The sequence below is a fragment of the Acinetobacter amyesii genome (genome assembly GCF_023499985.1).
Lineage (GTDB): Bacteria > Pseudomonadota > Gammaproteobacteria > Pseudomonadales > Moraxellaceae > Acinetobacter > Acinetobacter amyesii.
The window spans coordinates 53,764-75,775 of the sequence record NZ_JAMCOU010000026.1; the positions used below are offsets into that span (position 1 = coordinate 53,764).

The following is a 22,012-nucleotide window of genomic DNA, read 5'->3' on the forward strand; positions in this document are numbered from 1 at the left end:
GTGTAAAAATCACACAAATCACGTATCAAAACACACTATAGAATCGTTCGATTGTCAGACAATATAAGTCACGCCATAAAGTGGTCACAAACTTTAGGCTTTACATACTTACATCTAATTATTTGATATTTATTATAAACGGTAAAATGATGATATCTAAAATTGAACGACATCGATTTCATATTCACGACTTTTTATCTGGAACAGTGGTATTTCTCGTGGCTTTACCACTATGTCTAGGCATTGCATTGGCTTCTGGCGCACCGATTCTCTCTGGCATTATTGCTGGCATTGTCGGTGGTATTTTAGTTGGGGTACTGAGTGGCTCACATATCAGTGTTGCAGGCCCAGCAGCAGGTTTAACAGCAGTCATTTTGGTACAGCTTGAATTACTGGGCGGCAACTATGCCGCCTTTTTATTGTGTATTGTTTTTGCCGGTATTTTACAGATTGGATTTGGCATATTTCGGCTCGGTTTCTTTGCCAACTTTATTCCGAACAATGTCATATTGGGTTTGTTGGCAGCTATCGGGCTGATCTTGATTGGGAGTCAAATACTTTATTTGTTTGGCTTGAACCAATTTTCATGGTCTGTGCTGTGGCAGTCACAGCCGCTCGATTTGCAATGGGATATCGGTGCCGTTCTGATCGGTATAGGTAGCATTGTCTTGATGTTGCTTTGGGAGAGGAGTCCATGCAAAAACTGGGTTCTGCCTTCAGCCTTGGTTGCTGTAGTCCTCGCTGCACTATGTAATGCCATGTTGGTGCTTAGTGGCTCGTCTTTTGCAGTTCATCCATCAAATCTCATCCAACTTCCTAACCTTTGGGATCAGCCACAAAATGTGATGATCTTTCCGGATTGGACCGCTTTAAATAATCCTCTGATTTATACGGGTGCAATTACTTTGGCGGTTGTGGCGTCATTAGAAACTTTATTGAATTTGGAAGCAGCAGATAAATTAGATCCGCATAAGCGTTCGTCACCCCCCAACCGAGAGTTATGGGCGCAAGGTATCGGTAATGTTGTTTCGGGCGCTATAGGCGGGATGCCGCTGACGTCAGTGATTGTTCGTAGTTCGGTCAATGCCAGTGCTGGAGCTAAAAGTAAATGTTCTGCCATCTTTCATGGCGTGTTGCTCCTGTTTGCCGTGCTGTGTTTAGTGCCCTTGATGAATATGATTCCGCTTTCAGCATTAGCTGCAATTTTAATCCTCACAGGTTTTAAACTGACACATCCCAAATTGTTTAAACAGCTGTATTTAAAAGGTTGGAAACAATTTATTCCTTTTATCATTACCTTACTGGCGATTTTATTCACAGACTTATTGGTCGGGATCTTGATTGGTTTAGCCAGTAGTGCGGCCTTTATTTTATACGCCAATTTTAATAAGGGACTGAAGGTGTATAAAGAGCATCATTTACATGGGGTGATTACACGGATTGAATTGCCTTCACAAGTCAGTTTTCTCAACCGTTCGGCATTAATCTCGGCATTGGAACATATCCATCGCGGCGAACAAGTGGTGATTGATGCCACACATGTGAGTGATATGGATGCTGATATTTTCCAACTCATTCAAGAGTACCAACAGGAAAAGGCGGCGCAACGTAAAGTGCAAGTACAGTTGATTGGTTTCAAGGCACATTATGCCGATGCGCAGGAGGCGGCATTAGATATTGATATCAGTACCGCAGCTTTACAGCAACGTTTGACCCCAGAGGCCGTGCTCGCTTTGCTTAAAGCAGGCAATGAGCGGTTTGTACAAAATGAGCGTTTGCAACGAGATATCTATCGTCAACTGCGGGTGACCGCTGAAGAAGGGCAGCATCCGATTGCGGCAGTGTTAGGTTGTATGGATTCTCGTGCGCCGACTGAAATGATCTTTGATGTTGGAATTGGTGATTTATTTAGTTTACGTATAGCGGGGAATGTCGCGGGGCAAAAAGTTTTGGGTTCATTAGAATTTGCCTGCGAAGCCAAAGGCGCCAAAGTGATCGTGGTGCTTGGTCATACGGACTGTGGTGCGGTTAGCAGTGCTTGTCAGTTGCATTTAGCTGGTCAATCGATTCAGAGCCTGACGCGTATGCCACATATTCAATATGTGCTGGGGCCACTCAATGAGTCTGTATCGCGTGTTGCCGAATTGATGCAACCACAAACGCTGAGTCCGGCATTTTTAGAGCAAGTGACGCAAATGAATGTGCATTACAACATCCGCTATATTTTGCAAAATAGTGAAGTGCTACAGCAGTTGGTGCAAGAAGGTAAAGTGGCGATTGTTGGTGCAGTGTATGATGTAAAAACTGGACGGGTTAATTTCTTCGGATAAATAAAATCCGATGACATAAAAAGGATCATCATGAACACATGATGATCCTTTTTATTGAACTAAAATACATTAGCGAATCATCGGTACAATCCAACTGGTAATGATCAGCAAAATACCGAAATGTCCCAATTTACGGGTGACATATACCAATTTTGACGGCTTTTGTTCCAATTGTTTCGCATAGTCTTCGATGCTAATGCCTTGTTTTGCATTACTGGTAAATAAAAACACCGTCAAATCGATACAAATTAAAATGGTACCGACATCTGCTACCACTTCCATTAAATCGTATTGGCCGCTGATCAAGGCGGTTGACACTTGATAAACAAGGAAAAGTGCAAAAGCGATGCAGGCATACTGCAAAACAGTTAAAAATATCCGCATAAATCTATACTAAATAAGCTCAAAATTCTGAAACAGGATTATAGCGTCCCTCGCAAGAGATTACTGTAACGCTTAGAGTGCTTGCATGACTGCTGGGAAATGTTGCTTTTCAACCAACTCCAAAAACTCATCGCCCATACGCTGACTTTCAGCCACACATTGATTCCACATTTTAATGCGTTGTTGGTTGTCTAAGCCTTTGAGGGTAAAGTCTTTACGATCAGGCAGTCGGCCAAGCGGCAAGCTTGCAAGGTATTCTTGTGAAGGTGACAGCAACAGGGTACGCGCCTGATTTTCAGGATTGGCTTGGCGTTTAAATAATTTATCAAACCAACCTGGGGTGATGCTATCCGTGAAATGCGGATACAGCACGATGCCCTGACTTTGGAAGGGTAGGTCAATATGATAGTCAATCAGGCCGCCATCGCGGTAACTGCCTTGTGGCGCATCAGGGATATCACGTATCGCGGCCATGACACCGGGGATAGATGCAGAAGCCATAAGCCACGGCATGACACTGTCTTGAGTCAATGCATGGTAATGCGTGGTAAAGCCATCATCCGCCACAGTAAATTGATGACCTGACACAGGCTGACTAATCACACGCTGCATGAAATAACGACTGTGTTTACGTGCAAGCGCTGTCGTGCCCACGATCCCTGCGACAGAGGCTAACAGCGGCAGGGCTTTATCACTTTGGAAAATATGCTGAGCTTTGACTGAAAGCACAGTGAGGTGATAATCAGGATGATTAACCAGTGCAGCTTCTTGACCTTGAATCAAATCGATCAGCATGCCACGACACACATCGCTGACTTCTTGACGACTCATCTTTTTATGAAAGCTCAGATTGGTATACAGCTCAGAAAGGCGTTTCGTGCCTTCGATAGCTCCCCAAGCAGCAATACTGGCAAAGCGCCAACTGCCAATCGATGAACCAATTAAAGTACGCTTTTGTTGCGCACGTGGCAAAAAGTCAGCAAAAATCGCCTGATCTAAACCTTGAATACCAATGCCTTTCGGGCCACCAGCAGCACCGGGCAGGATATCCACTTGAGCAGCGTTTAAACCCTCTTGTTCAATCAGTTGGCGGGCTAAATGGCCAGCACGGATATTGAGCGCAGGCGGTTTTTTTTGCAAAATTTGAGTCATGGCAGTCGCTTAAAATACAGTCGTAGAATTATTCTAGTGCGTTTTTGCACAGACCCAATGGCTGAAACTTACGACAAATGACTTCTCAGTCATATCAGGGCACCGCTCACGAATGTTGTAATAATTGTTCATTATGCCGATGCAATTGAAACAAACTGAGGCAGACGATTGCCCATGTCGCCATTGGAAAGACCGCCCAAGCAAATAGGTTAATGATAAAAATCACGGCCCCAGCTAATAACCAATAATTTAACCCGGCCATCAGTTTTTGCTGTGGCAAACAAAGTAGGAATAAACAGGGAAGTGCATTAAAGAGAATGATCCACCAAAATGCAGCGCTATGCTGCATCCGATACATTGTGGTGTTGGCTGTCGGTTGCTAGTACAGAAAAGATAAGTGCAAATTCAATTGAACCAACACATCGAGTAGGGTCGAAAAACTATATAGCAAGGCCGTTGCACAAGCTCGGAGTGGATTTCGACCATACAGTACCCCTAAATAACTGTATGACATGGCGTTCAGCCTTATTTAATTTTTTGAATTTTTTGTTTTTATAGCTTTAAGCCCTTTATTGTCAAAGGGCTTAAAGGGGCTATGGATACAACATATTGTTTAAATACAAAGATTATTTAAACACACGCCAAATGGCAAGTAAGCTTGAAAGTGCAATTAATACGATGGAAACGTACCATGGCGCAATTATCGCAATGGAGAGGAAGATGGCCATAACACTGCCAAAGACCCAACTACGCTTTTGCTGATGTTCCATTTGCAAGCGCATGCTTTGCAGTTCATTGAGTTGTTTAGCATGCCAAGCCGACTGATTTTTTAAACCATTCAGACTGTCGATCATCAGCGTTGGTAAATCTTGCGCACCTAAAAGTAAGTCTGGAATTTTTTGTCCGAGTTCTTTTAAGTTTTTCTGCGGATTCATTTGCGCTTTAATCCAATCGGTGAGGATTGGTTTTGCTAAACTCCAAATATCCAATTCAGGATAGAGATCCGTTCCTAAACCTTCGACATGGACCAAAGTTTTGAGTAGCAACATCAGTTGTGGCGGAATCTCTAAATGGAAACGACGCGCAATATCCATCACTTGAATCAGAATCCCGGCGAAGTCCAATTCATGCATTGGTTTAGAGACCATTGGTCCAACAGTGCGACGCATTTCACGTGCTAAGGCATCTTGATCTGTACCCGGTGGAATCCAACCCGCTTGATGCACGATTTGAATCAGCTGCATAAAGTCGCTGTTCATAACCGCAAGTAGCATGCGTGCTACGGTCATTTGGTCGTGCTTTGAAAGCTCACCCATAATCGCGCAGTCCAAGGCAATAAAGCGTGGATTGCTAGGATTGATGGTTTCGACGAAGACATTCCCCGGATGCATGTCTGCATGGAAGAAGTTATCGCGGAACACTTGGGTAAAGAAAATGGTGAGCCCTTTTTCGGCTAAATCTTTACGATCCATACCCAAGCGATCAAAGGTCGCAATATCTGAAATAGGCACACCGGTAATACGTTCTTCGACCATTACATCACGGCTGTCCATGTAGACTTCAGGCACGTACATCATGCTTGAACCGGTGAAGTAATGACGCATACGACGGGTGTTATCCGCTTCTAAAGTCAAATCCAATTCATTGAGAATAATTTGACGGTAGTCCTGAATAATTTCAGATAAATGCAGGGCACGAGCGGCTTCTAGACGTTTTTCAAGGAACTGACCAAGCCACTCTAATATTTCAAAATCTTCCAGAATTTGATTGCGAATATTTGGGCGAGTCACTTTTACCACGACTTCGCGACCATCATGCAGGGCAGCAGTATGCACTTGTGCAATAGATGCTGCGGCTAATGGTTGCTCGTCAAAGCGTGCAAATAATGTATTCACATCCGCTTTGAGTGATTCCTGAATGCGCATTTTGGCAACGTCATTCGAAAAAGGTTTTACACGGTCTTGTAGTAGTAACAATTGCTGTAAAACTTCAGGTGGAATCAAGTCACGACGGGTAGACAGTAATTGCCCCATTTTAATGGCCAGCGGGCCCATCTCTTCCATGGCTTCTTTGAGCTTGAGCGGATTTTTACGCTCGCGGCTTGACCATGCCGCAGGGTGCATGCGAATGAGAGAAAGAATATGACGGGCTTTTTCCGGTAATTCTTCCGCAGGAAACAACGTGTCGAGTCTATAGTGCGCAGCGATGCGCCAAAGGTCGAGTAAACGTGAAACGTGCGGAATCATATGTGCAATTACCTAGTCTTAAGTGTTGTCTTGTAATGAGTCAATTTGGCTATGCAGCTGCTGAATTTTTGCTTCTGCACGGTCCAGATTTTGATTCAAAATTCGGGTGTCTTGATTCAGGTCATCCATTTGCCAACGTGGGGCAAACAAGCCAGAATCTTCTTTTAACGCGTCTTCAGCAAAGAACAAATGGCTTTGTAAAGTACGTTTGAGATATTTGGGGGCAAGTTGCAACTTACCAATTTCATGCGCAAGGCTTGGACCTATCCAAGGGCTTAAATGCGAAGCTAAATCGGGCTCAGCTTGCTGCATAATGCGTTGGATATCCTGCAATAAATGATAATCACCTTGCAATGGGATATTGCCGACATCTTCAGCCAACAGCAGTTTAAGGAGCTCGACGACCGTTTTGACATGCAAGGTCGCCGTTGCTTCGGTCGTACTTGACTGCTGCTCGTAAGGGCGTTGCTCAAAGATAGATGCGGTTTCAGAGTGTCCTGTTGGCGTCGGTTCTAAGCGAACTTTCTGATTCTCAAAAAACACATCCACCGACAACTGTGGTGAATCGATCACCACACGAAGCATTTTGCCTTGCAATTCATTCAGTTGGATGCGAGTAATAGCATCCAGATCAATGACATGATGAATTAAGCGTTCAACTGCACCAAGTGCGAGAATCGACCACATAGTTCAGCCTGCAGTATTAAAGTTTGAAACCACGATGTACGGCTACGATACCACCCGTTAAGTTGTGATAATCACAGTTTTGGAAGCCTGCATTTTCCATCATACCTTTAAGAGTACGTTGGTCTGGGTGCATACGAATTGATTCTGCAAGGTATTTATAACTTTCAGAGTCATTTGCTACGATTTTTCCCATAATTGGTAATGCAGTGAATGAGTATAAGTCATACAGTTTTGAGAATGGTTCAAATACCGGTTTAGAGAATTCTAAAATCAGTAAACGACCACCTGGCTTAAGAACGCGGTACATTGCAGCAAGAGCAGCATCTTTGTCAGTCACGTTACGTAGACCAAATGAAATGGTTAATAGGTCAAAACTGTTGTCTGCAAAAGGTTCTAAAGTTTCAGCATTGGCCAAAACGAAATCGACATTGGTACAACCAGCATCAATGAGGCGGTCACGACCGACATTGAGCATCGATTCGTTAATGTCTGAAAGCACCACATGACCTGTCGGACCAACTTCACGACTGAACACTTTAGCAAGGTCACCTGTACCGCCTGCAATATCCAGTACGTGCTGACCGCGACGAACACCTGACATGTTAATGGCAAAACGTTTCCATAGACGGTGAATACCAAATGACATCAAATCATTCATGATGTCGTATTTCGCAGCCACTGAGTGGAAAACTTCCGCGACTTTTTGCGCTTTATCTTCGCTGCTCACGGTCTGATAACCAAAGTGTGTGGTTGGCCCAACATTACCTGTGTTCGCGCCACGTGGCAGATTATATTTGGGTACTGAACCTGTCACAGGTGTGTCGGTCAGACGTTGTTCTAAAGATTGTTGCTGACCTTGCGCTGTCCCTTGTGGTAAAGGTTCAGTTAAGAATGGACTCGCTTTGTCTGTATTTTGTGCCGACTCAGGTGTAGGGGCAGGCGTTTGATTCTCGTTAGACATTAGAGTCACTCCTAACTTATAAATAGGGTTAATGTTGCTTTGCAAGCATGATGACAGATTCTCTGTTGTTATACAGCAGTCATTTGCATTTGTTGTGAATAATATACAGAAAAAATAAGGGTCTGCTGTAATTGCTTTGCAAATCCCCTATAAAAAATCTGAATTCAGCCTTGCAAGCCTTGTCTGTTTTATATCAAACATGGGCTTTATGGGATGATAATTTTGTTAAGCCGCCGGCTGAAACGGGTTCGGGTCTCCAGCATGTACACGGTCAATGATTTGACGTTCTACAGTGGTAAATTCACGCACAAATTTTTCTGCTGACTTAAGTGGTTTCATTGCGAGAAAGCCATCTTGCATAAAGTCATACATCACTTCGAAGTTATATTTTATTGCTGCACCTTTGCACATCTTAAAGGCGGTATAGACCATAAATGAGCGCATATATTTATCTAAATTACGACCTAAATCGTCCAATAGTTGCAGCTGTAACATACGGTCCTTGCCCTGATCAAGCTTAAGATAAGTCTGGCGCATCATTTCATCGGTTAGGGTCAGATTGGATGGATAATCTTCTAATAATTGCATGGCCACTTGTTCATCAAGCTGTACGGCCAATATCGCAAGTTGTACGCCCGAAGTACCAGTCTTTATAGCATTGTCTGGAATCAATTTTTCAGCTTTGTGTGCATAGCGCGTGAGACGAGCAATTTGTGCTGCTAATGCATCAAAATCAGGACCGCCATATAAACGATTAATAAAATATTCAGACATCAGCACATTGTGTTTTTCAGCAAATTGTATGGCATGTGTGCGTTGCATACGCTGTTTTTGCCACTGCTGGACATCTTGTAAACGCTGTAAAATTTCTGGCTTTTTGTGGTAGTTCAACTGGTAATACAGTTCAAGTAAATCATCTAATACTGCAAGTTTGGACATTGAGTGTCTCAATTATTTTTTAGATGTTTGAATCTTAGTGGGTGTTGTAGCTTAGGGCTATGACAAAGTGACGAAATTACAGGTTAATCTGAGTCAGTTTGTTGCAGAAATGGTCATATTTTGCATTTCAGCATATACATGAAAGCATTGTTGTGTGATGAACGGCATGGTTATACTCAAAACAGAATAAAACCAAGGGTCCGCCATGAGCTTAAAAGAAACAGAATTTCAATTGATGGATGAAGAACAACTCTCGGTTGAGCTAATTGAAGCGCAATATCAACTGAAAAATACCAGCCGTCAGCCCAATGCCAAAAGCGTGTTGATTTTAGTCAGCGGAATAGAGCTTGCGGGTAAGGGGGAGGCCGTCAAACAGCTCCGTGAATGGGTTGATCCACGTTACTTAAGGGTGAAAGCGGATGCCCCGATCATATTTAATCCAAAACAAACCTTTTGGCAGTCTTATGCACGGTTTATTCCTGCCGAAGGGCAAATCATGGTGATGTTTGGAAACTGGTACAGTGACTTACTGAGTACCGCCATGCATGTGTCAAAGCCTTTGGATGAAACCTTATTTGATGAATATGTCGAGAACATGCGGGCTTATGAACGAGACCTAAAAAATAATCATGTCGATGTGATTAAGGTCTGGTTCGATTTATCTTGGAAATCTTTACAAAAACGTTTGGATGAAATGGACCCGAGTGAAGCGCGTTGGCATAAATTGCATGGTTTAGATTGGCGCAATAAAAAACAATATGACAACTTGCAACGTTTACGTCAGCGTTTTAGTCATGACTGGATCATTATCGACTGTGAAGATGAGCAAGTCCGTGATCAACAATTTGCACAGTATATTTTACGCACTTTAAAACATTGTCCAACACATGAAACTAAAGCGGTAGGGCGTTGGAAACAGGCCAAAACACCACAGGCTTTATTGGAGCCAAGTACAGTCATCGCTGATGAAGCCGATTATAAAAAAGAATTAAAAAAATTAAGCCGTAAGGTGGCTGAAGCTTTACGTTTTGATTCACGCAACGTGGTGATCGTGTTTGAAGGGATGGATGCCGCAGGGAAAGGCGGAGCAATTAAACGTATTGTTAAAAAGTTAGACCCACGCGAATATGAAATTCATACCATAGCAGCACCTGAAAAATATGAACTACGCCGTCCTTACTTATGGCGCTTTTGGAATAAAATTGTCCCTGAAGAGAAAATCACGATTTTTGATCGCAGTTGGTATGGTCGTGTTTTGGTTGAGCGGATTGAAGGATTTGCTAATACCGTTGAATGGCAGAGGGCATACGATGAAATTAATCGCTTTGAAAGGGACCTATATAACAGTCAAACGGTTGTCATCAAGTTCTGGTTAGCCATTGGAAAGGATGAGCAAGCAGCAAGGTTTAAAGCTCGAGAAGAAACCGCGCATAAGCGTTTTAAAATTACTCCAGATGACTGGCGGAATCGTGACCGTTGGGATGACTATCTCAAAGCTGCTGCAGATATGTTGCAACGCACGAATACAGAATATGCGCCGTGGCATGTGATTGCGACCAATGATAAGCATAGTGCTCGTTTACAAGTGCTAAAAACGATTTTAGCGCAGTTGAAAGCAGATTGACTTTATGAAAAAAGCCACGCAATTCGTGGCTTTTTTCTTCATTTTCAAAACTCGCTCATTTTCAGATTTACTTAATCTTTAGATCTATGGTTTAAATCACTTTGATTCTTAAGTCTTGTTGATGCGCTAGACATCGTTTCGTTAACCATTGTTAGGCGTTGGAACAGGTTGGTTCGGAAATTTCTGTTGAATACGCTTCGCCAATTGGTAGCTTTCTTCTACATGGGTTTCAGCGACTTTTTTCATCACAATATAACCCAAACTGGCTGCCACCAATTGTCCACCTAATGGAATAAATTTAGTGACTTGTTTGGTAATATATTTTGCTGCAATGTTATTTAGCGATTTTTTCATCGCAGTTCGTGCAACCACTAAACCAGAAAATTCGACACCACGTTTACGCAGTTCAGTCCAATGAATTTGTTTGGTTTTTGGATCAAACACACTAATTTGATCTGGCGCTAAACCAAAACGCGCATTAATTTCTGGAATGAGCTGTGACAAAATTCCGACATCAATCACCACATCCAAAAATGGCACAGGAATAATGGCTGCACCTGCTGAAAAATAAGCACGTTTTTTAACGAGCTCTAAGCATTCAGCGCGAATAATGTCCAGATTTAAGTTAGGGTCGATGGAATCAGGAATGTTATCAATTTTCATAAGCAGATACCCTTGATACTGGATTGGTTTTTTTCTCATAAAGTATCATTAAGATACTTGTTTAAAAGCATTTTTTGCAATCTATTCTCTTGTCAAAGTCGCATAGACAGCCCAAGATGTATAGTAAATAATCATTGTTGTTTTGTAGTAGTTGGTCACTCAGGCTGTAAAGGTAATCCATGGCAATACATGTAATTCAGAGTCAAAGAATCGAAGTTTTGGTGGATTGTCTAATCAAAAAATTAAAATCAAATCAGTCGACTAATGCATTATCTGTCTTGCAAGAACGGCATATCGTGGTACCCGATCAAGCCATTGCAGCATGGTTAGAAAAACAAGTTGCTGAAAAAATCAGTATTAGTGCCAATATTAAGCATCATCGTAAAATTTTAGGGTTGCAGTGGAAAGCCTACGATTGGGCCTTGCCGAACAAACAAGACCGTGAGCGAATTAAAGGTATCAACATGCCGCCATTGATTATGCAATGGCGTATTTATAATGCTCTAGCCGGTTTTATTGCGGCTGATAAGTTTGATGCTGCTCAGATTCCGACAGACGTGCAGCCCTTAGTTCAGCGTATTTTTGACAGCACAGCACAACTCTCAGATCAAAAAAAACGTGAGCAAAAGCGCCAAGAAATGTTGTACTGGATCGCTGCTCAAGTCACTCGGCTTTTTACCAACTACATGGCCTTTCGTGGCAGTTGTATTCATACCCCTGATGAAGGTGTTGAGCAATGGATTTGTCCACATTGTGATACCGACTGGCTAAAAGCGTGGAGTCATAACCAGCCATTAAATATTATGCAACTCACAGGTCTGAAACCTGAACAAGCTGATGAATATTTACCGACGCAGGCTCGACAACTAGAGCAATGGCAGCGTTGGCTGTGGCATCAAGTATTCAAAAAAGATTTTAATGACCGTCAGGAAATAGATAATAAATTTTGGTTTGCCTTGGCGCATGCTGAGCAAAATCGGCAGCAGCAGTTTGATTTGGATGCTGAGGATGATGAACGCGATGATGATGAGCGTCATCAAACCTATAACGGTTTACCTGAACAGATTTTCGTCTTTACTACCTTAGAACTACCACCTGCACAACTCAAATTTTTATATCGTTTGGCGGCGTATACCGAAGTACATTTGTTGTATTTCAACCCATCGCGTGAGTATTGGGCAGACATGGTCGATCCTGTTTGGAAAGATCGTTATAACCTAAAATTGCAACAGCGTTATATTGAACGAAATCCTAATGTCAGCACAGCGCAAATTCAGGCCTATCTGAGTACGACCAATGCAGAATTTCGTGAATCACAGCATTCATTATTGACTCGTTTAGGCAAACGTGCGCGGGATAACTTTGCATTATTGGTGAATATGTCTGGTGGCGAAGGCTGGGAAGATATTTTTCCAGATACTGAGCCGACAACGCTGCTCGCTCAAATTCAATATGACATCATGACTCTAGAAGAGCCCGAACAGCATCAATATGCACTCGCGGGTTCAGATGAATCGATTCAATTTCATGTCTGTCATTCTAGCCTGCGTCAGTTAGAAGTTTTACGTGAGCAGTTGGTACATTGGTTGGCCGAAGGCTCGGAACAAGAGCCACGCCATCCGAGTGATATCTTGGTATTGGTGCCAAATTTAAAAGAACTGGAACCGCATATTCGGACGGTCTTTTCGACGACTCGAGGCATGGGTCGCAGTGCTGTGGATTTACCTTATATCCCAGTAAAAATTGCAGGTGTGGTTAGTCAAGATATTCAAAATGCCTGGAAAGCCTTTGTTGGACGCATTGAAATTAGCCAAGGTCGTTTTACCGCAGAAGATTTTCACGATTGGTTGAATTTGAATGCGGTGCAAGAACTGTATCAGCTCGACCATGTACAAATGGAACGTATGATGGAACTGCTAATTCAAGCCGGTTTCCGTCGTGGTTTAGATGAACAGCACATGTTGGCTTATTTGTCTGAGCAAGACCGAGATTATCGTTATACCTTTAAATTTGCTTTAGACCGTTTGGCGTTAGGGATTGCGATTCCACAGCATGCCGTATTTGAGAATACTTTAAGTTTCGCAGGGGTGCAGAGTAGTGATTTTGAGTTGGTGCAAACCTTAATTCAGATCTATCAAGATATCAGTGCGCGTCGAGATTGGCTTAATCCGAACCTCAGTGCACAGACGGTCAAAGCGTGGTTGCAACAGCTAGATGAAGATTTAAAACCTTTTGTTGAAGCCAGTGGTCGAGCATTTGAAACCATACGCGGTGTGATGCGTGCAATGACACAACGACTGAAAAATGCCCAAAGTGAAAAAGTTGAGTCGCTACCAAATAGCTTTAATTTACCACTATCTTTATTGCTCAAAGAGATACAACAAGGCATCGATAGTTCTGTCGATCAGATCGAACCAACTGGTTCAGTGACCTTTGCAGACATGGGTAAAATCCGTCAAGTCCCATTTTCACTGGTGGTGTTGTTGAACATGGATAGTGGAAAATTCCCACGTCGTGATCAGAAAGTACCTTTTGATTTAATGGATGTGTTTAAGCCAGTATTGGGTGATCGCTCACGTTTGGAAGATGATAAAGGTGCATTTTTAGATGCCTTGTTATTTGCCCGAAAGTCCTTATGGATTTTCTATAATGGCTTTGATGTCAATGGAGGTGAAAGTCGTGAACCATCATCTGTCATTTATGAGTTTAGCCAATTCCTCGCTCGAATGATTCAACCCCAGCAGTTAGATCAGCCACATGATGCCATGTTGGATTTGGATGGGTTACGAATTCCAGAGCAACTCGAACCGCTCTATCATATTTATCCTTTGCAGCCATTTGACCCGACAGGATTTCAGCAGTCGAAAAACGTACGATATAAAGATCAATGGTTTGCTGTGGCGGAACATATTTTAAATCAGTCTGGACAACGCCAACCCTGGATTAACCTTGATTATCCAGTGCATGATGCACAAGAAGTAAGGGTGTTAGATGGTCAGGAGTGGATTAAAGATGTGGTATTCCCAGCTCGGGCATATTTGAAAACGCTTGGTGTGGCCAGTGTGTATACCGGTGATCAGTTACCACAGAAAGAGCCTTTATTACTTGACCGTTTACAGCAATACCATGTCCGTGACTTATTGCAAAAGCATTATATGCAGCCTGCATCTCGTGTCAATCAAGCTGAGGATCAGAACTCTACGACTCCAACTGAACCAGATATAGCATTATTCCAAGATGTACTGCCTGTAGGACATAGCCAAATAGCAACGTGGAAGCTCAGTTTGCAAGAGCAGACACAATTGTTAGCACGTTTAGATGGACGTTGTGTAACTGCGACCACTTTACAAAACTTACAGCTTGAACCGCATTTGATACTGAGCATCACCGTGCCTGAAGACCGTCAGAGTATGCATTGGTTAAGCTGTATGGCATCTGGGGCAAAGCCTAAACGTCAGACGCAAACGTGGCTCGAATATCTACTGTGGTTGAGCTATTTAGACTTAGGTGATGAGGGGGCTGCATATCGTCGTGAAGTGATTTGTAATGATAAAAGTATAGTTTGTTGTGGTTTAAGCTCCGCACAAGCCAAGCTACAGCTCAGTGAATGGCTGGTGATGTGGAAACATGCACAAAAACGTCCTGTGGTGCTGCCTGCTGCCTTAATTCGCCAAGAAAAATGCACTTGGGTAGAGAGTGAAACAGGCCAACTCATGCCAGATAATTTTGCAAAGCTTCAAGAGGAATGGCTGAAAAATCATAGTTTTGGTGGAGTGGAGTTGGAGTCGAATGAAGCCAATAGCCACCATCGTGATTGGAGCTTTATTTTACAGCAACAAGCGGCAGATGAGCTTCTGGCATTGTCCTGTCGTTATTATGCAGAACGTTTATATCATGTGATGGATACCGAGGCATATGACGGCCTAAAAAAACTTAATGTCATCAAGCCTGAGGTCAAAAAATGAATATGCCACAGCAAACGATGAATATGTCCACCAACCCGATTGCAGACATGAGCTTTACGGGACTGCATTGGATAGAGGCTTCTGCGGGTACAGGGAAAACCTATACGCTTTCCAGTCTGATGGTGCGGATTTTTCTAGATCGCTATATGCCGAATCAGGTCATTGCCACCACTTTTACTCGTAAAGCCACAGCGGAACTCAAAGCGCGGGTACGACTGCGGATTGAAGAAACCCGTGACTTTATTTATGGCCTGCTCGCGGCACCTCAAGATGAGTTGGCCGAACTTCAGCAGAGTTTGAGTGACCCTTTATATCAGCAGGTGTTGAAAGATCATGGGCATCATTTAGATTATGCTTACAATCGGCTGAATGTGGTCTTACAACAATATGAAGAACTCTTTGTCGGAACTTTAGACAGCTTTAGTCAAAAGTTATTACGTGAATTTGCCTTTGAAAGTGGTCGTATCGAACAGGTGCAAATCAGTGAAGATGAAGATCTACATATTGAACGTATTATTCATGATTTATTAAGAGATTGGATTCAGCAGCAGCCTGCGCATTTGATTGAATATTTGCTGTTGAATCATCAGTTGAAAGGTCCTGAATACTATCTGGGCGTGGTAAAGGAAAGTCTAAACTTCCCATCGGTGGATTTACGTGTCCCTGAATTACCCGAAAATGCTTTGGCACATTTTGAGGCGATGTGTCATCAGCTTGCGCAAATGCTGCCTGCTGCTCGTGTAGAACTTGCAGCGTGTTTTGATGCCGCAAGTCATTATAAGAACCTTGTCGACGCTCGGCGTTTTAATAAAGGGGCATTCTTTTTCACCTTTAACACACGCATTCCCGAGTTTTTACAGCACTTTGAAGATTCGGGTAGCCAAGGGGTATTGACTCAGTCCGACGTGTTACAACCGACAATGAAAGCCATTCGTTCATTGTTTTATGATCCGAATAAAACTGAATTCAAGCCACGTGTATTTAAAGACAAAGTCGTTGAAGAGCAGCCAGATGTCTCAAAAGAATTTTATCAACATGCTTTTGTTCAACAACTCCGAGCGGTGCTCAATGCTTATGAACATATCAATCAAGCAGAACAATATCTAAATTTTTATTTGGCACAGGAAGTCAAAAAGCGTTTACCTCAAGTGTTGTCCCACGCTGGCGAAACCACCTTTTCACAACAAATTAGGACCTTATCGGAAGCCTTACAGCAAAGCTCAGCAGCAGGGAAAGACAGTTTTGCTGCCCATGTTTTGGCACGATATTCGCTGATTTTAGTCGATGAATTTCAAGACACCAACCAAGATCAAGATGACATGCTGTCTAGCATTTGGCGGGTCAAGGAGCGCTTACATCAGGGTTGTATGATTATGGTCGGCGACCCCAAACAGGCGATTTATGGGTTCCGTGGCGGTGACATGCTGACCTATCGTAAAGCGCGTCATGATATTCATGCCAAGGGTGGGCGTTGTTATACCTTGAACAAAAACCATCGTTCAGTCAAAAATTTGGTTGAAGTGGTGGATGCCTTGTTTCATCGGCAAATGGATTTTGGTGAGCATGTTGAATACACACCGATTCAAGCAGGTGAGCGCGAGCATCCGCCGTTGATTGATCATGATCAAGTCAATCCACAACCGCTGCGTTGGTTGGCTTTGGATGAAACGCTAAATGAAGCTGAACAAGTAGCTTGGCAGATTCAGTCCTTGCTCAACCAAGCTCAGCAAGGACATTTATATTTTCAAGACAACAATACCCGGCGAGCACTGACAGCAAACGATATTGCGGTCTTGGGGCAAAACCATTTCGACTTAGAGCAAGTGCAACAATGTTTATTGCAGCTGGGCGTTCCTTGTTATAAAGCCTCTCGGGACAGTGTCTATAAAAGTTCCGTCGCACAAGATGTTGCCGCTTTGCTGACGGCGATTTTAAATCCTTATCAAGAAGCCAAGGTGAAACGTGCGCTGCTGAGCCGTTTATTGGGTTTTGATCTGAAACAACTGGTCGCACTCGAACAGCAGGCAGATGGACTGAGCGAAATTATCGAAAAACTCGAACAGATCCGACAAATTTGGAATGAGCAAGGATTCCGCAGCGCGTGGAATAGCTGCATGACGGTCTTTCAGGTGTGGACGCGTTTGGTGGCTGGGCAAAGTCGAGATAATGAACGCACAGTGGTGAATTTACGCCATATCGCAGAATTATTAAGTCAGCAAAGTGAACATTACACAGGTGCACATAAGCTTTATCAATGGTTTATTCGCCAAATCAATTTAGGCATCAATAATGAAAGCACCCAAGAGCGAAAATTGACTGGGCAATTGGGGGTGCAATTGATGACGATCCATGCATCCAAAGGCTTAGAGTTTGGTTGTGTATTTTTATTGGGAGCAAATGCGGGCTTAAGTGAAAAAGGCAATTTGAATTTTTCCCTTAAAGACAATCAGCAAAAAAGCCTTGGGTTAGAACGTGTGATTGCCGTGAAGTCTTCGGACTTACCCGAAGATGATATTCAACAAAATGATGCACGCAATGAAGCAGAGCATCATCGCTTGTGGTACGTGGCGTTGACCCGTGCCAGTTATCGTGTCTATGCCGTGCTGCGTCATCATGAAGTCGAAAAGAAACGAATGGCAGAAGCGCGTTCAGGACTGACTTTTTGGCGTGGAAGCGAACCTGATCTGTTCCAACATGCAGAAAGTGTGGATGCTGATGTTTTGCGTGCAGCACCAGCGATTTTGACTCAGACTCAGGTTGAAGCTGTTGTATTAGACGCGGCAGAAATTCCCAACAGCCATTTTTATCCACGGGAAACCACCAGCTTTACCGCGCTCACGCGCACGACACATAAGGCACATATACAACGTGACCAACTGGCAGCGGTCATGACCGAGCCAGAAGACAGTGCTGCCGATGAAGTGGAACAGCTTGAAATTATTGAAGCAGAAACTGCAGAGAAAATTAGTTGGATTAAACGGCACTTTCCAAAGGGAACCAAGCCCGGAAGTTTCTTGCACAAGTTGATGGAAAAAGTTCGATTTAGCACCCCAGAAGATAAGTTGGCCAAAGCCATCGCAACGCGTTTTCATAGTGATGTTGAGTTTGATTCGCCGCAAATATTGCAAAATTTGATTAAACAGTTTGGGCAAACGGCGAACCCTGAACAAGACGAAGCTGAACTGATTGAAGAAATGCAGGAATGGTACAGTCAAATCATTCATACACCGTTGCATGATGGTTTTAGCCTGCATCAGTTAAACGATGGTGAATATCGTTCAGAAATGGACTTTCATTTAAGTATGGCAGATCGTGCATTGGCAATACGTAAAATACGCATGCTATTTGAAAGCCTAAATGAGCCAGATTTACGGATACAAGATTTGAATGATGTGTTTACAGCACGCTATCTGACGGGGTCGATTGACTTGGTATATTATGATGGTCAGCGTTATCACATTGCCGATTATAAAAGTAATTTCTTAGGCGATCAGACCGCACATTATAATCATGCCTATATTCGAGAAAGTATGAGTCATTCCAGTTACTGGTTGCAGGCGGCATTATATTTGGTGGCCCTACATCGTTATTTGAAAGCCGTGATGAAAGACTATGACATGAAGCAGCATTTGGGTGGGGCGAGTTATTTATATCTTCGCGGTATGGATGGACAGTCCGATCGTGGGGTATATCACTGGAAGCCGGCGGATACATTCATTCAAAACCTCGATGCAATATTGAGCGAAAAGGTTGTGGCTAAAACGTGAATAAGCACGAAAAAGATAAAAATATTTACGCTGAAACAGTAAGTTGCATTGTGGATAAGTTTGAGGATAACTGTGTGGAAAATGATCAAAAAGCCTTGTCAGCACAGCCTTTGCACGCGGGACAAGAAAATACTGTAGAAACGCAGGTTTTAGTTCCCCAAAATACCCAAGAAAAAGCTGATTTAGATGAGGTTTTGCCGGATTGGATTGACTATTTAATCCAACATTATTTACCCAATCAGGCCAGTCATCCTGCTGCAAATCAGTTAATTCAACAATTGATGCAAGCCGTGGAAAAAGGCGATAGTTGTATTTTGGCCGAAGATGCGCAGATTCAATGTTTGGCTCAGATGGTTCAGCACGAGCAAGCTGAAAAAACACCTGTTGCGCCTTTTATTTTTGATTCACAGCGACTTTATCTTTATCGCTATTGGGCACTAGAAAATGCTTTAGCCAAGCAAGTTGCACGTTTAAAACAGCAAACAGAGCAAAATCTCAATCAAACGCAGATGCTTAATATTGAAAAGGATTTACTGACCGATCCCCATCAGATCCAAGCACTGCACATGGTGTGTCAGCACAATTTTAATATCATTACCGGTGGGCCTGGGACAGGTAAAACCTATACCTTGGCTCGGATTATTGCCGTGTTGAATGAGCAAAATCCAAATTTAAGAATTGCGATGGCAGCGCCGACAGGAAAAGCGGCGCAGCGAATGGAAGAAGCCTTACAAGCAGCGTTTAAAGATCCTGCATTGCAGCATTATTCGATTATTCACAAACATTTGAAACCCGTAACTTTGCATCGCCTATTGGGTTTAGGGACGCGCGCTATCCCGCGGTTTAATGAGCGCCAACGCTTACCCTATGACGTTATTGTGGTCGATGAAGCCTCCATGTTGGATTTAAGTTTGGCGCAGATGCTATTCGCGGCAATCCCTCAACACAGCAAGCTGATTCTATTGGGGGATGCAGAACAGTTGGCTTCGGTCGATGTTGGCGCAGTTTTGGCTAATCTTCAGGATGTCGATGCCTTACAAGCCAACCGTACCCATTTACAGACCAGCCGCCGTTTTGTACAGGGTGCAGCCATTGGTGAGTTTGCTCGTTTTATTCAACAACAAGAACAACAGCAAACAACCACAGAAGTTCTGGTGAAATTCGAACATCAGGTGGTATCTGCATCCGAACTTCAGCCGATTCAACTGACACCGAATATGAGCGATGTGATTCAGTTGCAATATCTCCCCGAAGCCACGAACAGTGCGGCACATTGGGCAAAATATTATGATCAACTGATGTATGGTTTTCAGCCCTATGTGGCATGGTTAAAACAATGGCCAGAGCAACCCGCTGAATATACAGATTGGTTAGCCCAATTGATTCGCTATTTTGATGATTATCGGATTCTATCGGCCATTCGACATGGAAAATTAGGCTTACACGAACTCAATCAGCAGATTGAACTACGGGTCTTAAATGCCTTGGGTGTGTTGAAACAAGGGGATTGGTATGTCGGTCGTCCAGTCATGATGACCTATAACGATTATCAACTTGGACTATCAAATGGTGATATCGGGATTTGCTTAAAACGACCGAAGACGGAAAAGTCGCAGTTTGAGGTTTATTTTCCAAGTTTGGATAAATGGGTTGTGGCAACACGGTTACCTAAAAGTATAGAAACTTCCTACGCATTGACTATACATAAGTCTCAAGGTTCTGAATTTACCCATACGGCGGTAGTTTTGGAAAATCATGCAACCGAAATGATGAGCAAAGAGCTGATTTATACCGCTATCACACGTGCAAAAAAAGTGGTGAGTTTACTTGTTGCAAAAGATGCATTGGCAAAAGCGCTTATAAAAAGAACAGCACGAGTTAGTGGTTTGTTAGAAAAAATTAACAATCACCTATCTTTGTAAAGCCTGGGCAAAATGTACCGTATTTTGTAAGAAATAGCTTACATTGATTCAGGAGATTTGCGCATAGAGCTTCTTAGAGCTTTTTGAGAAGATGACTTCACAGAAAAAGAACTCAACACGGATGGTTGAGTAAAATCGCAAAAGTATAAGAATAACGTCAAAAGACAGCGAACTTACAGTGAAGTAAGGAAATAGGAAACTTACAGCCGCTAAGCCTTGTAGTTTTGGGAGAGACTACAAGGCTTTTTTATGTATAGAAAATAAGAAATGCCTATATGCTGTAACAGAAAAGAAATAGAGCTTAACCGATGTACGAAAAAGCTTACATATAGATACGAAAAATACGACTTTTATCTAACAGCCGTTGTGGCAAAATCTACCACATAAGGAAGTGCAAGTTAAAACATGGAATGTTTAACATAAGGACGCGGAAAAGCGCCACATAAAACAATAAATAATAAAACAATAACTAAAAAAGAAGAAACTACAGCGCAAAAAAGCCCGAGCCTAGCTCGGGCTTTTTTTTAATTATTCCAGTTTGAGTTTTGTATCCTAAATATCGAGTGGCAAAATGTATCAAAAATAAGTTTAAAATTCATTCAATAATCTGGAATTCAATGTGTTGGAAATATGCAGTTTTATGTCGTATAGAGTGTCGAAGCATATAAAAAATTTATAATGGAATCGAGAGGAAAAATAAGGCGTTATTGTCATTAACATAACCTGACGAAGTCGGCTATCTCTTTTTGCAATTAAGACGATTTTCCCTTAATATAATGCACTTGCTGTAGTGATGCACGGCAGTCAGCTGATTTATCGGTTGATTCGTATCAAAAGTTAACTTTATAAGCATCTCGGAGAAATCGAATGGCTTTAACAAACGCAGATCGCGCAGAGATCATTGCAAAATTCGCTCGCGCTGAAAACGACACTGGTTCACCAGAAGTTCAAGTAGCTCTTTTAACTGCTCAAATCAATGATTTACAAGGTCACTTCAAAGAGCACAAACACGACCACCATAGCCGTCGCGGTCTTATTCGTATGGTTAACCAACGTCGTAAGCTTCTTGACTACCTTAAAGGTAAAGACGCTACTCGTTACAGCGCATTGATTGCTGCTTTAGGCTTACGTCGTTAATTCGATTTAAACTTTTATTTTCGGACTATTGCATGCTAAGTGCCGTATTACTGAAAACTAAAGTCTATCCAACCTTGGTTGGATAATGGGGAAGGGGCGATGATTCGCTCCTTCTTTGTGTCTTAAATTAGTATTTTAAATTAATGTTTTTAATCTCTAGTGAGGTCGGCTTCTAAGCTTTGTCATTTATGTTACAGCGTTTGGGGCGTTGAATGAATGCCAAACCTTAGGGGTC

Annotated in this window: 14 protein-coding genes; 6 read left to right on the top strand and 8 right to left on the bottom strand. The window is 42.7% G+C overall.

All coding sequences use genetic code 11. From position 1 onward, the window contains the following. The first annotated feature begins 149 nt into the window (after positions 1-149). On the top strand, positions 150-2,330 hold the full coding sequence (locus M5F03_RS06845; protein ID WP_249707649.1) for a SulP family inorganic anion transporter: 2,181 nt from the start codon (positions 150-152) through the stop codon (positions 2,328-2,330). A gap of 69 nt (positions 2,331-2,399) precedes the next feature. On the opposite strand, the gene M5F03_RS06850 is transcribed toward M5F03_RS06845, so the two are convergent. The 7 genes from M5F03_RS06850 to M5F03_RS06880 form a co-directional block, all read right to left on the bottom strand. Then, positions 2,400-2,714 carry a hypothetical protein gene (locus tag M5F03_RS06850; protein WP_249707622.1) on the bottom strand — a complete coding sequence of 105 codons (315 nt, stop codon included), beginning with the start codon at positions 2,712-2,714 and terminating at the stop codon, positions 2,400-2,402. Positions 2,715-2,786: 72 nt separating this feature from the next. Beyond that, positions 2,787-3,866: a patatin-like phospholipase domain-containing protein gene (locus M5F03_RS06855; protein WP_180156606.1), complete on the bottom strand. Its 1,080-nt coding sequence runs from the start codon at positions 3,864-3,866 to the stop codon at positions 2,787-2,789. A 106-nt stretch (positions 3,867-3,972) separates the two neighbouring features. Beyond that, positions 3,973-4,128, bottom strand: coding sequence for a hypothetical protein (locus M5F03_RS06860; RefSeq protein WP_249707624.1), 156 nt, complete (start codon positions 4,126-4,128; stop codon positions 3,973-3,975). Between the two features lie 364 nt (positions 4,129-4,492). Beyond that, on the bottom strand, positions 4,493-6,112 hold the full coding sequence (locus M5F03_RS06865; RefSeq protein ID WP_249707626.1) for an ABC1 kinase family protein: 1,620 nt from the start codon (positions 6,110-6,112) through the stop codon (positions 4,493-4,495). Positions 6,113-6,130: 18 nt separating this feature from the next. Beyond that, positions 6,131-6,799 (bottom strand): ubiquinone biosynthesis accessory factor UbiJ, encoded by a 669-nt coding sequence (locus M5F03_RS06870; RefSeq protein ID WP_249707628.1) that lies wholly within the window; start codon positions 6,797-6,799, stop codon positions 6,131-6,133. A 16-nt stretch (positions 6,800-6,815) separates the two neighbouring features. Then, positions 6,816-7,760, bottom strand: a complete 945-nt coding sequence (gene ubiE / locus M5F03_RS06875) for a bifunctional demethylmenaquinone methyltransferase/2-methoxy-6-polyprenyl-1,4-benzoquinol methylase UbiE (protein ID WP_111885631.1) — start codon at positions 7,758-7,760, stop codon at positions 6,816-6,818. A 225-nt stretch (positions 7,761-7,985) separates the two neighbouring features. Further along, the gene (locus M5F03_RS06880) at positions 7,986-8,699 is read right to left on the bottom strand and encodes a DUF8198 family protein (protein ID WP_111885630.1); all 714 of its coding nucleotides are present in this window, start codon (positions 8,697-8,699) and stop codon (positions 7,986-7,988) included. Between the two features lie 205 nt (positions 8,700-8,904). Between M5F03_RS06880 and pap the strand changes: the two genes are divergently transcribed. Beyond that, a complete protein-coding gene (gene pap / locus M5F03_RS06885) occupies positions 8,905-10,323 on the top strand; it encodes a polyphosphate:AMP phosphotransferase (RefSeq protein WP_180132738.1) in 1,419 nt (472 codons plus the stop codon). Positions 10,324-10,464: 141 nt separating this feature from the next. Here the strand turns inward: pap and M5F03_RS06890 are convergent, their stop codons facing one another. Further along, the gene (locus M5F03_RS06890; protein ID WP_249707630.1) at positions 10,465-10,986 is read right to left on the bottom strand and encodes a hypothetical protein; all 522 of its coding nucleotides are present in this window, start codon (positions 10,984-10,986) and stop codon (positions 10,465-10,467) included. A 179-nt stretch (positions 10,987-11,165) separates the two neighbouring features. Between M5F03_RS06890 and M5F03_RS06895 the strand changes: the two genes are divergently transcribed. From M5F03_RS06895 to rpsO, 4 genes are all read left to right on the top strand, one after another. Beyond that, entirely contained in the window at positions 11,166-14,951 is a 3,786-nt protein-coding gene (locus M5F03_RS06895; protein ID WP_249707632.1) for an exodeoxyribonuclease V subunit gamma, read from the top strand. Beyond that, the gene (locus M5F03_RS06900; RefSeq protein ID WP_249707634.1) at positions 14,948-18,718 is read left to right on the top strand and encodes a UvrD-helicase domain-containing protein; all 3,771 of its coding nucleotides are present in this window, start codon (positions 14,948-14,950) and stop codon (positions 18,716-18,718) included. The genes M5F03_RS06895 and M5F03_RS06900 overlap by 4 nt, the downstream gene beginning before the upstream one ends. A 194-nt stretch (positions 18,719-18,912) precedes the next feature. Next, positions 18,913-20,640: an exodeoxyribonuclease V subunit alpha gene (gene recD, locus M5F03_RS06905; RefSeq protein ID WP_283773866.1), complete on the top strand. Its 1,728-nt coding sequence runs from the start codon at positions 18,913-18,915 to the stop codon at positions 20,638-20,640. A gap of 867 nt (positions 20,641-21,507) precedes the next feature. Continuing rightward, complete coding sequence (gene rpsO / locus M5F03_RS06910) at positions 21,508-21,777, top strand: 30S ribosomal protein S15 (protein WP_067761248.1); 270 nt, start codon at positions 21,508-21,510, stop codon at positions 21,775-21,777. The last annotated feature ends 235 nt before the right edge of the window (positions 21,778-22,012 follow it).